Source organism: Granulicella rosea (assembly GCF_900188085.1).
In the GTDB taxonomy this organism is placed as follows: Bacteria; Acidobacteriota; Terriglobia; order Terriglobales; family Acidobacteriaceae; genus Edaphobacter; species Edaphobacter rosea.
This window is the reverse complement of record NZ_FZOU01000003.1, coordinates 212656-227716: the sequence shown is the minus strand read 5'-3', so window position 1 is coordinate 227716 and position 15061 is coordinate 212656. Positions and strand designations below refer to the sequence as shown.

The 15061-nt window shown below is 62.2% G+C and carries 17 protein-coding genes; 12 read left to right on the top strand and 5 right to left on the bottom strand.

Translation table 11 applies throughout. The features are described 5' to 3' along the window. Positions 1-118 precede the first annotated feature (118 nt). From mdh to CHB87_RS10280, 3 genes are all read right to left on the bottom strand, one after another. On the bottom strand, positions 119-1048 hold the full coding sequence (gene mdh / locus CHB87_RS10290) for a malate dehydrogenase (RefSeq protein ID WP_089408348.1): 930 nt from the start codon (positions 1046-1048) through the stop codon (positions 119-121). A gap of 122 nt (positions 1049-1170) precedes the next feature. Next, a complete protein-coding gene (locus CHB87_RS10285; RefSeq protein ID WP_089408347.1) occupies positions 1171-2706 on the bottom strand; it encodes a glycosyl hydrolase family 79 C-terminal domain-containing protein in 1536 nt (511 codons plus the stop codon). A gap of 236 nt (positions 2707-2942) precedes the next feature. Continuing rightward, positions 2943-4382 (bottom strand): glutamine synthetase family protein, encoded by a 1440-nt coding sequence (locus tag CHB87_RS10280; protein ID WP_089408346.1) that lies wholly within the window; start codon positions 4380-4382, stop codon positions 2943-2945. A 409-nt stretch (positions 4383-4791) separates the two neighbouring features. Between CHB87_RS10280 and CHB87_RS10275 the strand changes: the two genes are divergently transcribed. The 5 genes from CHB87_RS10275 (at position 4792) to CHB87_RS10255 (ending at position 7876) form a co-directional block, all read left to right on the top strand. Then, positions 4792-5808, top strand: coding sequence for a glutamine synthetase beta-grasp domain-containing protein (locus CHB87_RS10275; RefSeq protein WP_089408345.1), 1017 nt, complete (start codon positions 4792-4794; stop codon positions 5806-5808). 96 nt (positions 5809-5904) lie between these two features. Continuing rightward, positions 5905-6186 carry a type II toxin-antitoxin system Phd/YefM family antitoxin gene (locus CHB87_RS10270; protein WP_176441692.1) on the top strand — a complete coding sequence of 94 codons (282 nt, stop codon included), beginning with the start codon at positions 5905-5907 and terminating at the stop codon, positions 6184-6186. Between the two features lie 7 nt (positions 6187-6193). Next, a complete protein-coding gene (locus CHB87_RS10265) occupies positions 6194-6595 on the top strand; it encodes a type II toxin-antitoxin system VapC family toxin (protein ID WP_176441691.1) in 402 nt (133 codons plus the stop codon). A gap of 22 nt (positions 6596-6617) precedes the next feature. After that, positions 6618-7535, top strand: coding sequence for a carbon-nitrogen hydrolase (locus tag CHB87_RS10260; protein ID WP_089408342.1), 918 nt, complete (start codon positions 6618-6620; stop codon positions 7533-7535). Then, the gene (locus CHB87_RS10255) at positions 7535-7876 is read left to right on the top strand and encodes a hypothetical protein (protein ID WP_089408341.1); all 342 of its coding nucleotides are present in this window, start codon (positions 7535-7537) and stop codon (positions 7874-7876) included. Before CHB87_RS10260 ends, CHB87_RS10255 begins: the two co-directional genes overlap by 1 nt. A 2-nt stretch (positions 7877-7878) precedes the next feature. Here the strand turns inward: CHB87_RS10255 and CHB87_RS10250 are convergent, their stop codons facing one another. Continuing rightward, on the bottom strand, positions 7879-8211 hold the full coding sequence (locus tag CHB87_RS10250; protein ID WP_089408340.1) for a DUF5615 family PIN-like protein: 333 nt from the start codon (positions 8209-8211) through the stop codon (positions 7879-7881). Next, positions 8208-8651, bottom strand: coding sequence for a DUF433 domain-containing protein (locus CHB87_RS10245; protein ID WP_176441690.1), 444 nt, complete (start codon positions 8649-8651; stop codon positions 8208-8210). The genes CHB87_RS10250 and CHB87_RS10245 overlap by 4 nt, the downstream gene beginning before the upstream one ends. An 87-nt stretch (positions 8652-8738) precedes the next feature. Between CHB87_RS10245 and CHB87_RS10240 the strand changes: the two genes are divergently transcribed. From CHB87_RS10240 to purB, 7 genes are all read left to right on the top strand, one after another. Beyond that, on the top strand, positions 8739-10238 hold the full coding sequence (locus tag CHB87_RS10240; RefSeq protein WP_089408338.1) for a hypothetical protein: 1500 nt from the start codon (positions 8739-8741) through the stop codon (positions 10236-10238). A gap of 121 nt (positions 10239-10359) precedes the next feature. After that, positions 10360-11421: an agmatine deiminase family protein gene (locus CHB87_RS10235; RefSeq protein ID WP_089408337.1), complete on the top strand. Its 1062-nt coding sequence runs from the start codon at positions 10360-10362 to the stop codon at positions 11419-11421. After that, positions 11421-11744 (top strand): hypothetical protein, encoded by a 324-nt coding sequence (locus CHB87_RS10230; RefSeq protein WP_089408336.1) that lies wholly within the window; start codon positions 11421-11423, stop codon positions 11742-11744. Before CHB87_RS10235 ends, CHB87_RS10230 begins: the two co-directional genes overlap by 1 nt. 9 nt (positions 11745-11753) lie before the next feature. Beyond that, positions 11754-12224 carry a tRNA adenosine(34) deaminase TadA gene (gene tadA / locus CHB87_RS10225; protein ID WP_089408335.1) on the top strand — a complete coding sequence of 157 codons (471 nt, stop codon included), beginning with the start codon at positions 11754-11756 and terminating at the stop codon, positions 12222-12224. Between the two features lie 21 nt (positions 12225-12245). Next, positions 12246-13019, top strand: a complete 774-nt coding sequence (locus CHB87_RS10220; RefSeq protein ID WP_089408334.1) for a glucose 1-dehydrogenase — start codon at positions 12246-12248, stop codon at positions 13017-13019. Between the two features lie 39 nt (positions 13020-13058). Next, positions 13059-13316, top strand: a complete 258-nt coding sequence (locus CHB87_RS10215; RefSeq protein WP_089408333.1) for a glutaredoxin family protein — start codon at positions 13059-13061, stop codon at positions 13314-13316. 357 nt (positions 13317-13673) lie between these two features. After that, positions 13674-14978, top strand: a complete 1305-nt coding sequence (purB, locus tag CHB87_RS10205; protein ID WP_089408331.1) for an adenylosuccinate lyase — start codon at positions 13674-13676, stop codon at positions 14976-14978. Positions 14979-15061: the final 83 nt, after the last annotated feature.

The window sequence follows — 15061 nt, the reverse complement described above, 5'->3', positions numbered from 1 at the left end:
CTGGTTTTGAGTCCTCCTTGTAGGACAGCTTATAAGATGCAACGCCAGCTGAATCGAATCGTAGAAACGAAGAGGCAGCCTCGCAAGGCCGCCCCTTTATTCCCTTGCTGAAACCCAGCTACTGAACCCCGATCACCGTGCACAGCTCCTTCACCGAGTCGGCCGACTTCTGCAGCGCAGCCTGCTCCTCGGCGGTGAGCTTGATCTCGATGATCTTTTCCAGGCCGTTCGCGCCCAGCTTGCAGGGCACGCCGACGAAGAGGCCGTCGATGCCGTACTCGCCCTGGAGGTACGCCGCGCAGGGCAGAATCTTCTTCTTGTCCTTCAGGATCGCTTCGACCATCTCGACCGCGGCCGACGAAGGCGCATAGTAGGCCGAGCCGGTCTTGAGGAACTTCACGATCTCCGCGCCGCCGTTGGCCGTGCGGGTCTCGAGCTCCTTCAGGCGATCGGCGGGGATCAGCTCCGTAATCGGGATGCCGGCCATGGTCGAGTAGCGCGAGAGCGGCACCATCGTGTCGCCGTGGCCACCCAGCACAAACGCCGTGACGTTCTCGACCGAGCAGTCCAGTTCCATCGCGATGAAGGTGCGGAAGCGAGCCGAGTCCAGCACGCCGGCCATGCCAATCACGCGTTCGCGCGGGAAGCCGGAGTGCTTGAACGCCGCCTGCGCCATCGCGTCCAGCGGGTTCGAAACGACGATGATGATGGTGTTCGGCGAGTGCGCCACCACCTGCTTGACGACGGTGCTCATGATGCCGGCGTTGGTGTTGAGCAGGTCGTCGCGGCTCATGCCCGGCTTGCGCGGAATGCCCGCCGTGATGACGACGATGTCCGAGTTCGCGGTGTCGGCGTAGTCGTTCGTGCCGGTGATGGTACAGTCCAGCTTCTCGATCGGCATGGCCTGCATCAGGTCGAGCGCCTTACCCTGCGGGGTGCCCTCCATCACGTCCAGCAGTACGACGTCGGCGAGTTCCTTGGCGGCGATCCAGTGGGCAGCGGTGGCGCCGACGTTGCCGGCTCCGACGATCGTTACTTTTTTACGCATGTGTAAAAGGCTCCGGGTGAGGGTTGTATTTCAACTCCACCATCATAGTCGCGCAGCTCCAACTCCGGCATCTTCGGTGACCGGCTATCGCACAGTGTGTGCGATAGCCGTGTCCTGCCCCCTTACGACAGCGGGATCTTCACCACCATCGCGCTCGAATGATTCAACGGAATCGTATAGACCGAGTTCGACGGCACGACGGTCGAGATGCTCTGCGTTCCGGAAGACGTACCGTCCGTGCTGCCCTTGAAGGTCAGGCCGCCGAGCGTGATCTCGTCTCCGCTGCCCGAGAGGTTCGTGTAGTCGCTGGCCGCGTAGTTGTTGCCGGTCACCAGCAGCTTCCACAGCGAGGCGTTGCCTCCGCCGGTCATGGTGATGACCACATTGCCATCGCCGGTCGAGGTCTCCTCCTTGTTCAGCAGCAGGATGCGGACGTTGTTCGAGGCGTCGAGCGTCGCGTAGGCCACGATGTTCTTCGACGTGGTGGGCGTGATGGCCGGCAGCAGGGCCGCGTTATTCTGCAGCATCATCGCCGTGGCGATCATGCCGTAATAGATCGGATTGATCTTCGAAACCCCATAGGTGTAGTTCGGGAAGGTCCCGGAATGGGTGAACTGGAACGGGCTGTAATAAGAGGTCGCCGCAATCGTAAACAGGTTGATGCCGCTGACGTAGTGCTGGGCGTAGCTCATCGCCTCGTCGAGAAACCACAGCGCCGACTGAAAGGTGTCGCTGACCCCGGCCTGACCCTGGCAGGCGATGGAGTTCATCTCGCCGATGCGGAAGTTCGAGCGGCTGACGCCATGCAGCGTCGCAAGCCAGGTGGAGGCGTTGTTCGGACGCGAGACCATCGACGTGCTGTTCACCGCCGCCGACGTCATCAGGTAATCCGCCGCGACCGAGTTGCCGTTGCAGTGATTGCCCGCGTAGTAGTGCAGATCGAACAGCCCCAGATGCGCCTGCTCCGAGTTGATGAAGTCGTTGATGTTCGTCGTGGTCGAGAAACTGTTCGAGCCGCCGGAGAAGACCGGCGCGTCCATGGGAATGCCCGTATTCTCCGCCTCGATCGACGCGACAGTGTTTTCATACTGCGTCTTGAAGGTGGAGTAGTTCCACGTTCCGGTGCGGGTGGGCGAGACGTAGAGATCGGGCTCGTTGCCGACCTCGTAGCTCAGCACGCTGCCCGTGGGCAAGCTGGAGTAGATCGTATGCGCCTGCGCGGCCGCCGTGCCGTTGCTGCCGCCGGTCGAGTTCACGTCGCCCGCGAAGTCGACCCCGACGAAGTACTTCACCCCGCCGTTCGTCGTGTGGGTGGCGTTGTAGAGATTCGAAAGCGTCGTGAACGCGTCGGTCGTGTCCGTGGTGAACGCCTCATCGCTTAGCTCGCGCATCTGCAGCGGACCGTTCTGATAGGTCGTCAGGTTCGTCAGGAGCTGGCGAAAGATGGGGTTCGGACTGGTCGAGGTGCCCACCATGTACTTGGTCTCCGCAAGGTCGAGCGACAGCCCCAGGAAGCCGGTGTTCACGGGCGTCTGCGTGGCGGTGGGATCGACGGTGAAGCTGGCGGTCGTCTGCGCGCAGGCGGTCGAAAGCGGGGTGCATACGGTGAACAGGATGGCGGGCAGAAGGACGCGGACGGATCGGAAACTGTTTCGCATAACGGACAAAGCTCCTTTGAGTATCTGCGACATGGCGGTGCGCCAGCCTTCTCCGGGAGAATCGCCAAATCCCTTAATTCAACCGGTTGACTAGCGCCAAACACCATACGCCCGCCAAGCTGCGTTTGTCTTCGTCTCAGAAAACTTTTTGCGAATTTTCTCGACTTCCGCCTGCGACGAGAAACAAAAAGGGCCGGCGAGATGCGCCGGCCCTTCCCTGCTGCATGCGCTCTGAACTAGAAGATGTTCCAGAGCAGCTGGTTGTAGACATCGTGGTGGAACTGTACCTCGCTCGACTTGACGATCGTGCCCAGCAGGCGCGGGCAGCGGTCAGCGGAGGCCTGCTTCAGGTCCGCGTAGCGCGCCTTCACGTCCTCGCCCAGCAACTTGGTCGCCCAGTCCGCCTTGCGGAAGTCCTCGATCGCCGTGTAGATGTTGTCCGGCAGGTAGCGGCTCGCCTGGCGCAGGTTGTCGATCTGCGCGGTCTCGCCATCGAGGCCGGTCTTGAAGACCGAGTACAGCACCATGTAAGGGTTCGCATCCGGTCCGACCGAACGAACCTCGACGCGCGAGCTCTTCTCGTTGCCGATCGGAATGCGGACCATCGAGCCGCGATCCGTCGCCGAGGCCTTGATCTGGTTCGGCGCCTCGAAGTGCGGATCGAGACGGCGATAGGCATTGACGCTGGCGTTCAACAGCAGGCAGATGTCGTTGCCATGCGTCAGGATGCGGTCGACGAACTCCCAGCCGAGCTTCGAGATCTTCTCCTCGCCCGCCGCGTCGTACATCAGGTTCTTGCCTTCCTTCGTGATGGACACGTTGGTGTGCATGCCCGAGCCGTTGACGCCGGTCACCGGCTTCGGCAGGAAGCTGGCCGTCATGCCCATCTGCGTCGCAACCTGGCGGCAGATCAGCTTGTAGAGCTGGATCTGGTCGGCGGCGGCAACCACGTCGCCATAGGTGTAGTTGATCTCGAACTGCGAGGGAGCGACCTCGGGGTGATCCTTTTCGTTCTCGAAGCCCATCGCGCGCTGGACCTCGGAGACGGTGTCGATGAACTCGCGAAGCGGATCGCCTGGCAGCGAGTGGTAGTAGCCGCCCTTGTTCACATACTCGAACGTGCCGGTCTCGTGGAAGCTGCGCTCGGCGTCGATGCCCTCGAAGAGGAAGCCCTCGATCTCGTTCGCCGCGTTCAGGGTGTAGCCGTTCTTCTCGAACTGCTCCTTCGCGTAGCTCTTCAGCACGCCGCGCAGGTCGCCCGAGTAGTGCTCGCCGTTCTTGTCGATCACCTCGCCGAAGACCAGCACCTTGCCCGCGCCGAAGACGTCGGCCGGAGTCCAGTAGAAGGCCGACCAGTCGAGGCCGAGGCGCAGGTCGCTCTCACGCTGAGCGGTAAAGCCGCGAATCGACGAACCGTCGAACGTCAGGTTGTCATAGCTCTTCACCAGGAACTTCTTGTCGTAGTCCAACATGTGCAGACGGCCTTCGAGGTCGGAGAAGACGACCGTCACGGCCTTGATCTGCGACGCATAGGGCCCTTCGGTCAGGTCATGCAGACGCGCTGCCTGAATCTCTTCGGCCGGAACGCGCGCCTTGCGCTGTTCCTTGCCCGCCAGGTTCAGTTCTTCCAGCTCCGCATACGAAAGTTCCAGAAAATCACGATATTCGCTCGACATGATGCTCCTTGAGGTGAGTCTTGAAGATGGAATGCAGCCCGTAGAAGGCCCTGAAAGACTGCTTGGTAAAACGGCCCGGATCGGCTTGGAGTGAGAAGGGCGCGAGCCGTTTCCACGCCTCAAGTTTACTACCGGGCCGCGCTTCGCGCACCGGCTCCAACGGAAATGTCCGCCGGTGGCATTTCGATCGCAGACGGCTATGGGAGCGATAGAAAGTCATATAAAACCCATAAAATATGGCGATTTTCGTCTTTCACGCTCTCAGCCAGGCATGAAAAGTGTGTTAACCTCGTTTCACAAAGCCATTGAAATAACCACCCATACCGGCCCACGCTCTCGGTCTCTTTCGTCGCATCCTTCAACGAAAACGGGCGTCTTGCTGCCCTAACCCACTGATTCTGAAAAGGCTATGACTAAATACAAACTCGAATACATCTGGCTCGATGGCAACACACCCGTCCCCGGTCTGCGTGGGAAGACTCAGCTCAAGTCGTTCGCGACCCCTCCGACGCTGGCCGACCTGCCGCTCTGGGGATTTGACGGCAGCTCCACCCTCCAGGCCGAGGGCAAGAGCTCCGACTGCGTGCTGAAGCCGGTCGCCCTCTATCCGGACGGCGCGCGCAAGGACGCCTACATCGTGATGTGCGAGGTCCTGCTCGCCAGCGGAGAGGCTCACCCCAGCAACCACCGCGCGACCATCGTCGACGACCCGGACTTCTGGGTCGGCCTCGAACAGGAGTACTTCCTCTATAAGGACGGCCGTCCGCTGGGCTTCCCCGAGGGTGGCTACCCGAACGTTCCGCAGGGTCCGTACTACTGCGGCGTCGGCTACAAGTACATGGGCGGCATCGCGCGCCAGATCGTCGAAGAGCATCTGGACCTGTGCCTGAACGCCGGCATCAACCACGAGGGCATCAACGCCGAGGTGGCGAAGGGCCAGTGGGAGTTCCAGATCTTCGGCAAGGGATCCGCCAAGGCGGCCGACGACACCTGGACCGCGCGCTATCTGCTGCTGCGCCTATGCGAGAAGTACGGCGTCGATGTCGAATTCCACTGCAAGCCGATCAAGGGCGACTGGAACGGCTCCGGCATGCACTGTAATTTCTCGACCAAGTACATTCGCGAAGTCGGCGGCAAGGAGTACTTCGAGGCTCTCATGGGCGCCTTCAAGGACAACGTGAAGGAGCACATCGCGGTCTACGGCCCGGACAATCACCTGCGCCTGACCGGCCATCACGAGACCCAGTCGATCGACAAGTTCAGCTACGGCCTGTCGGACCGCGGCGCGTCGATCCGCATGCCGATCAACTTCATCAAGGACGGCTACAAGGGCTACCTCGAAGATCGCCGCCCGAACTCCGAGGCCGATCCGTACCAGCTCGTCGCCCGCGTGCTGAAGACGATCGAGAGCGTACCGAAGCCTTAGGCGCTTACCAACGAAGCAAGGGAGCCACCGCGATACCGTCGCGGTGGCTCTTCACTTTGCGGCGAATGTATACTTAGTCATAAGGAGATGACCCATATGGCGATCGCATCCAAAGCACCTGGCGCCCACTCCGCCAGGCCGGCGATGGAAGAGGTTTCTATCGCGGAAGCGAAGGCCCATCTCTCCTCCATCCTCAACGGCGTAGAAAATCTCCGTAGGCCTGTGACAATCTCGCGGCGCGGTATCCCCATCGCGCAGATCATTCCCATCGCGCATAAATCCGCGCCCAAGCTGAGCGGCTCCATGTCGGGCACAGGGCGCATTCTCGGCGATATTGAATCTCCGTTGGAAATCGAGTGGACTGCTGGTGACCAATAGCGCTCTCTTGCTCGACACGCACATTTGGTTCAAGCATCAGACACTGCCCCACCTCTTGAAGCCAGCAATCGTCGATGCGATCGACCAAGCTGCCGAGAGGAACGAGGTCTTCGTCTCCGTCATCTCGATCTGGGAGTTTGCCATGCTCGAACGAGATGGCAAACTTGAATTGGATGGCGGAGTAGACCGTTGGTGCCGGGAAGCTCTTGCAAAACCGGGCATCGCACTTTTGCCGCTCTCCCCGCAGATCGCGATCGACTCCGTCTATCTCAAGGAGCCGATGCACAAAGACCCTGCCGACCGAATCCTCGTAGCCTCCGCGCGCGTCGAAAGATTGACACTCGTGACACGAGATCGCGCTATCCTCAACTGCGCAGAGGCGATTGGGCTGATATGCCTGCCTGCCTAATTTTTTCCGATCGGAACCTGAAATGACCAAGAAGCACAAGAAAATCGCACTCATCCAGATGTCCTGCGGCGTCGACACGCAGGAGAACCTCGATAAGGCCGCCGACCGCGTTCGCGAGGCGGCACGCGCCGGGGCGAACGTCATCTGCCTGCCTGAGCTCTTCCGCGCGCAATACTTCTGCCAGCGCGAGGAGCACGCCCTCTTCGACACCGCCGAGTCCATCCCCGGCCCCAGCACCGATCGCCTCGGCGCCATCGCGAAGGAAGAGGGCGTGGTCGTCATCGCCAGCCTCTTCGAACGCCGCGCCGCGGGCCTGTACCACAACACCGCCGCGGTCCTGGAATCCGACGGATCCCTGGCTGGGAAGTATCGCAAGATGCACATCCCCGACGACCCGCTCTACTACGAGAAGTTCTACTTTACCCCCGGCGACCTCGGTTTCCAGGCCCAGAAGACCAGCCAGGGTAACATCGGCACGCTCGTCTGCTGGGACCAGTGGTACCCCGAGGCCGCTCGCGTCACCGCGCTCAAGGGCGCCGAGACGCTCTTCTACCCCACCGCCATCGGCTGGCACCCATCCGAAAAGGCTGAGTTCGGCGAGGCCCAGTACAGCGCCTGGCAGACGATGCAGCGCGCGCACGCCATCTCGAATGGCGTCTTCGTCGGCGCGGTCAACCGCGTCGGCCACGAGTACGGCGACGTCCAGCACGACGGCATCCTGATGAAGGGTCCGGAGGGCGCAGGCCTGGAGTTCTGGGGCGGCAGCTTCATCGCAGACCCCTTCGGCCGCGTCATCGCCCAGGCCAGCCACGACAAGGAAGAGATCCTGATCGCCGAGATCGACCTGAAGCTGCTCGAAGATACGCGGCGCAACTGGCCCTTCCTGCGGGATCGGCGGATCGACGCCTATCAGGGGATCACGAGCCGGTATTTGGACTAATGACGAAGCAGGAACTAATCGACGGTTACTCCGCCATGAGTTCGAGAGCAAAGGTTCAATTCCTCGCCCTTTGCTCTTTTAGCCTTACTGTGGGGATGCGGGGCTTGTATGACCTTACCGATTCCGAAAAACGTGCGAGACGCCTGCAAGGAGCGAATGAGTTGCAGCATCATCTCAGCTCTGAGCTCGGACATCACGACGAGGAAAACGAGAAGCGGTATCCCGACGATGTCCTCATCAACATCTTGCTCGAGAAAGCCGCCCACTACGGGATCTCCGGTGAAATGGGTTATGCGCTCAGGCAAGCGATGAAGCTCTGCTCTGCAACAGACCCAATTTGACGCTATCGCCGACGAAACTCACCACAATCGACGATTTGAAAGGAATCTGGCTCCGCATTGATCGCCTTCGCGATCAATGCGACGTGAGGTGAAATCATAGGCCACGTCTGTGCAGTCAGGTAAATCATCGCAATCCATCTTCCCGTGAAGTTTTGCTGATACTTAAGATTCTGGTCTGCAGTCACGAACACCTGAAACTGAGCGGCCTCAGCCAGAGCCAGCAGTTCACCGTTCTTGACGCCCGCCCATCCCATGTAAGCGACCGTCCGAACATCGTGGCCTGCAAGGGCAAGCCGAAGAGAGTGTGGCAGATTTTCATCCAGCAGCACGATCATGCCGCAGAAGCCTCTTGCGATCTCACGTACTCGATCAAGCCAAGGATCGTTTCTTCCGAGAGGCTAGGATAGTCTTCCCGAATCTCCGCCACCGTTGCGCCCGACCAGTAGTATTCGGCGACGATGTCCGGCGGTATTCGTGTATTGAGAATCGTCGGGGCGCCGGAGTAGCGCCCGGGAACCTGCTCCACCAGCGCGCATCCGCGCCAATTGACCAGCGTCTTCGTATCCCAACCCGCGCGTTCAAGCCCATAGGTCAAGATCTCTCGAATCGCTTCCACAGGAATCGAGGGATGGCGAGCGGCGAGCGCTTCAAATCGCACTCCCTGCTGCAGGTCGTTGAGGATCGCATCCGCGGAGATATGTGTGCCTCTGATGAAAGGAACGCTCGACGCCCCATCCGAAACAGTCTCGACAAGTTCGCATCCGCTCCAGTCCACGCGCCACCTCTCTCCAAATTCTAACGCCAATCAGGAACACACCTTCGTGCTATTCCCCATCCCCCGCGAGGCCGATACCGTAAGGTAGTGGACGCCTCAGCCAGCACGACGCACAACCCATCCGAGCGCTGGGCGCAGCTCATCGCGCTGATCGTCCTCTACGCCGCGCCCGCGCTCTTCTGCATCCACATCGCCTGCGTCAGCGACCCCGACATCTGGTGGCACCTTCGCACCGGCGAGTGGATTCTGCAGCACCACGCCATCCCGCGCACCGATCCCTTCACCAGCGACGTCGCCGGACAGCCGTGGCAGGCCTATAGCTGGCTCTTCGAACTGCTGATTTATAGGCTCTACACCGCCTTCGGGATGCCGGGCATCGTCGCCTATTCGGGCGGCATGGTGCTGGCCATCACCGCCGCGCTGCACCACCTCGTCCGCCGCCGCCAGCGAGATTTTTCGCTCGTCATCGTCATGACGTGGCTCGCGACCTTCGCCCTTGGACACCTCTTTACGCCGCGCCCGTGGATGTTCACCATTCTCTTCTTCGTGCTCGAAGTCGACATCCTTCTGCACGTGCGCAGGACCGGCCGGCAGCGCGAGCTGCTCTGGCTGCCCGCGATCTTCTGCCTCTGGGCCAACACGCACATTCAATTCATCGACGGACTGCTGGTGCTGGGACTCGCCTTCACCGTCGCGGCGTATGAGGAGTGGCGCAAGGAATCGAAAGGCGCGCTTTGGATGGGCGCCGCGCTGGCCGCGAGCCTCGCCGCCACCTGCGTGAACCCCTACGGCTGGCACATCTACCAGGTCGCCTACGATCTGGCCTCGCAGCCCGGCGTGCTGAATAAGATCGACGAGCTGAAGGCGATTCCCTTCCGCCAGCTCGCCGACTTCGCGACACTCTTCCTCGCGCTTGGCGCAGCCGCCGCGCTGGCTCGCGCGAAGCGTCTGCCGCTGTTCGAGACCGGCCTGTTTCTCTTCGCCGCCGTCATCAGCTTCCGCTCGCAGCGGGACGTCTGGGTGATGGCCACGGTCGCCATCGCCATCCTCGCCGCCGCCGTTCCGGGCAGCGAAAAGGCGAAGGACCGCCTGCCGGCCTTCGCGCCCACGCTCGCCGCGGTCGCTGCCTCGCTGCTCCTGCTCATCGGCTTCAAGGCGATGCGCATCACGGACGCGAGCCTGAGCCCGCAGCTCGCCGCCGCCATGCCCGTCCGTGCGCTCGAAGATATCCAGCGGAAGGGCTTCACCGGTCGGCTCTACAACAACTTCGACTGGGGCGGCTATCTCATCTGGAAGCTGCGCATGCCGGTCTCGATCGACGGTCGCGCCGCGCTGCACGGCGATCAGCGCATCGACCGCTCCATCGCAACGTGGTCCGCGCAGCCGGACTGGGCGACCGACCCGCAGCTTGCCGGCGCCGGGCTGGTCGTCGCACCCGTCACCGCGCCACTCACGCAGCTCCTGCGTAACGACCAGCGCTTCCAGCTCACGTACGAGGATAGGCTGGCCGCTGTCTTCGTCTCGCGCGCGGAGATCGCCAAACGCGCCGAGACGACGCCATCCGCAACGCTCGTCGCCCATCGCTAAAGCCCCTTTTGTTGTCATCCTTCGCGCAGCGGAGGATCTGCTTTTCGCTTTTGCCCGGTCCACCACGCCCCATTCACAACCCAAACCTCGCCACTCGCTATACTCCCTAAAGAGATAGCCGATGACGAAGACCACACCCCGCTACCGCATGCCCGCCGAATGGGCGCCCCACGCCGCCACCTGGATCGCCTGGCCCCACAACGTCGAGGACTGGCCCGGCAAGTTCCAACCCATCCCCTGGGTCTACTCCGAGATCGTTCGCTATCTCTCGCGCGTGGAGGATGTCAATATCCTCGTTCAGGATCTGGCCGCCGAGAAGCGAGCCACGCTGTTCCTCAAGCGCGCCGGCGCGAACCTCGCCCGCATCCACTTCCGCCACATCCAGACCGACCGCGTCTGGCTGCGCGACTCCGGCCCGATCTTCGTCCACGACGAGAAGGGCGACACCAGCATCACCAACTGGCGCTTCAACGCCTGGGCCAAGTACGACAACTGGCGCCGCGACGACCAGATTCCGCAGCACGTAGCGAAGCTCTACGACATGCCCGAGCGGCGGCCGGAGATCACGCTCGCCGACGGCACGAAGCATCGCCTGGTGCTCGAAGGCGGCTCGATCGACACCAACGGCGCCGGCATCCTGCTGACCACCGAAGAATGTCTGTTGAGCGAGGTGCAGCAGCGCAACCCCGGCGTCTCCCGCGAGCAGTTGGAGGCAGCCTTCCACGAGTATCTCGGCATTGAGAAGACCATCTGGCTGAACCGCGGCTGCGCCGGCGACGATACGCACGGCCACGTCGACGACATCACCCGCTTCGTCGGCGAGAACAAGATTCTGACCGCCTGCGAGCGCAACCACCGCGACGAAAACCACCTGCCGCTGGCCGAAAACCGCGACCGCCTGCGCCAGGCCCGCAACCTCAAAGGCGAGCCGTTCGAGATCGTCGAACTGCCCATGCCCGCGCCGGTCGTCTTCGAGGGCCAGCGCCTGCCGGCCAGCTACGCGAACTTCTACATCGCCAACGGCCTCGTACTCGTACCCACCTTCAACGACCCCAACGACCGCTGCGCGCTGAACATCATCGCCGACTGCTTCCCCGACCGCGAGATCGTGGGCATCCACTGCGTCGACCTGATCTGGGGCCTTGGGGCGCTGCATTGCATGACCCAGCAGGAGCCTGCATAGTGTCCAAACCCTGGCCCCCGCCGCCCGACCTCGCCTCCATCCAGGAGCTCGTACGCACCGCCGATCCCGAAGGCCACATCGCCGACGGCGCACCTGCGGACGAGTACGAGCCCGAGGAGGAGCTGATCTTCGAGGCTATCCAACACATCGCAACCGCGGATCTACTGGCTGAGAACCTGCTGCCGATCATCGAGCCGATCTGGCAGCAGAGCTTTGCGCTGGATTCAGCCGCCATGGCGGAACGCCGCCCAGCGCTACTGTCACTGGCTCAGCAGATTGAACGCTTCTTCGGACCTGAAGCCAAACCGCAGGTTCGTGGGTGATTTGAGATCATGACCGACGAAGACTACCTCCGCGCCGCCATCGCCGAAGCCCGCGCAGCCGAGGCCGCCGGCGAGGTTCCCGTAGGCGCGGTCATCATGCGCGATGGCGAGGTCATCGCCACCGGACGCAACCGCGTCATCACCGACTCCGACCCCACCGCACACGCCGAGATCGTCGCCATGCGCGCGGCCGGCAGCATCCTCGGCAACTATCGTCTGCTCGGCTGCGACCTCTACGTCACGCTCGAACCCTGCGCCATGTGCGCCTCGGCCATCCTGCACGCGCGCATCCGGCGGCTGGTCTATGCCGCGCCCGACCCCAAGGCCGGTGCCTGCGGCTCGGTGCTCGAAGTGATGAATCATCCGAAGCTCAACCACCGGGTTGAGGTCGTCTCCGGTCTACTGGCCGAGGAATGCAGCTCCATGCTGACCAGTTTCTTCCGCGCACGTCGCGGCCGGCCAGAATTGCATCTATCCTGACAGCACACACAGGAGATACGCATGTCCGCACGCTTCACAGGTAAGGTCGCCATCGTCACCGGATCCTCCTCCGGCATCGGACAGTCCATCGCCATCCGTCTCGCCAGCGAGGGCGCGGCCATCGTCGTCGACTACCACTCGCACCCCGAGGGCGCCGAAGACACGAAGGCCAAGATCGAGGCCGCCGGCAGCAAGGCCATCACCGTCCAGGCCGACGTCTCGAAGCTGACCGACGTGCAGAACCTCGTCGACCAGGCCTACGCCCAACTTGGCGGATGCGACATCCTCGTCAACAACGCTGGCGTCGAGAAGAATGCAGCCTTCGTCGACGTGACCGAGGCCGACTACGACATGGTGCTGAACACGAACCTGAAGGGCGCGTTCTTCCTCACGCAAGCCTTCGTGCGCAAGCTGGTCGCGGCGAAGAAGCCGGGCCGCGTCATCAACATCAGCTCCGTCCACGAAGACATGGTCTTCCCCAACTTCGCCAGCTACTGCGCGGCCAAGGGCGGCATGCGGATGCTGATGCGTGACCTCGCGATGGAGCTGGGGCCGGTCGGCATCACGGTCAACAACGTAGCGCCGGGCGCGATCAACACGCCGATCAATGCATCCCTGCTGGCGAACAAGCCGAAGCTCGATGCGCTGCTGAACAACATCCCGCTGGGCCGGCTGGGCACGCCGGACGAGGTCGCGGCGCTGGTCGCCTTCCTCGCGTCGGATGAGGCGGCCTACACCACCGGCTCGACCTACGTCGTCGACGGCGGACTGATGCGGAACTACAAAGAGCAGTAAATCGGGCTGAAACAGCTTCGGGCGGAGTAAACTGAGAGCATGGAATTACTCGTTTACTCCGCCAGCTGGTGCCGCGACTGCCGCGAGGCCAAGAAGTTTCTCGCCAAGCACAACATCGCCTACAAAGAGATCGACATCGAAAACACCCCCGGCGCCGCCGAAGAGGTCTTCGAGCACGTAGGCAAGAAGGCGATTCCGCAGTTCGTCATCGACGGCAAATGGGTGCAGCCGTACCGCCCGGGCCAGGGCTTCCTGCATGCGGAGATGGCGCAGCTCTTCGGTGTACCGCACCCGTAAATTCGAGGTAGCGCGATGATCTGGTTGAAGCGTTTTCGTCGATGGAACAGCACTCTTGGTCCCGCAGGCGTCGTGGCGCTATATGCCGCGACCTTCGTTTGCGCCGGAGTTCTCACCGATCTCGGACGCTATCTATTTTTCCTCACGGGATGGTTCAACACTGCGCAGCCGTTCCACTGGAATGGGTTGGTTGGATCCGGAGTATACGGAACGCTCCTGGGTTCCTGGCAGGTTTTCGACAGGGACCGCAAGCGATTGCGCCCTTCAAACCTCCAGGACACACAACAGACGACCGAACTGGACTGAGTTGATCTGGATCGACTCAGTAGCCATCGGAACAGAATCAAAAGGACGACAATGATTGCCCGCTATACCCGCCCCGAGATGGGCCGCATCTGGTCTGAAGAGAACAAGTACACCTGCTGGCTGCGTGTCGAAACCGCTGCCTCGCAGGCGCTCGCCGCCGCCGGACTCGTCCCGCAGGAGGCCGCCGACGCCATCCGCGACAAGGGCGCCTTCACCGTCGAGCGCATCACCCAGATCGAGGATGAGGTCAAGCACGACGTCATCGCCTTCACCACCACGGTCGCCGAGCACATCGCGGACCCGAACGCCTCGCGCTGGTTCCACTACGGACTGACCAGCACGGACGTGGTCGACACCGCGCAGTCGCTCCAGCTCGTCGAGGCGAACGCCATCATTCGCAAGGGCATCCTGCGCCTGGCGGATGTGCTGAAGACGCGCGCGCTCGAGTTCAAGCACACCCCTGTCATCGGCCGCACGCACGGCGTTCACGCCGAACCCACCACCTTCGGCCTGAAGCTGCTGCTCTGGTACTCCGAGATGCAGCGCAATCTGGTCCGCTTCGACGCCGCCGCGGAGGCTCTGCGCGTTGGCAAGCTGTCGGGCGCGGTCGGCACCTTCGGTCACCTGAAGCCCGCGCACGAAGAGGCCATCTGCGCCGCGCTCGGCCTGAAGCCGGTCGACATCGCCACCCAGGTCGTCCAGCGCGACCTGCACGCGGCCTATATCGGCACGCTCGCTGTGCTTGCGTCGACATTGGATAAGATCGCCACCGAGGTCCGCCACCTGCAACGCACCGAGGTCCGCGAGGCCGAGGAGTTCTTCTCCGAGAAGCAGAAGGGTTCGAGCGCGATGCCGCACAAGCGCAACCCCATCGCCAGCGAGCAGATCTCGGGCCTGGCGCGCGTCATCCGCGCCAACTCGCAGACCGCGCTTGAGAACGTAGCCCTGTGGCACGAGCGCGACATCTCGCACTCGTCCGCCGAGCGCGTCATCATCCCCGACTCGACGATCCTGAGCGACTACCTGCTGCAAAAGACCGCCGGCCTGATCGAGAAGCTGCTGGTCTACCCGAAGCGCATGCTGAAGAACCTGGAATCCACCGGCGGTCTGATCTTCTCCGGCCAACTGCTGCTCGACCTCGCCGAATCCGGCATGAGCCGCGAGGACGCCTACCGCCTCGTCCAGGGCCACGCGATGAACTCGTGGAAGAATGAGCTTGTCTTCCGCGATGAGGTCGCTAACGAACCAGCCATCACCGAACGCCTGAGTCCGGAGAAACTGGCCCATGCCTTCGACTACACACGGCAACTGGCCAATGTGGATGCGATCTTCGCGCGGGTGCTGGGGTCGGAATAGTCACGCGGACTCAGAGTAGCTCCACGTGAACTCAAGCGGACAATAGACGAGCTGTAAGCTTGACAGCTTGGAGCTTAAAGCTC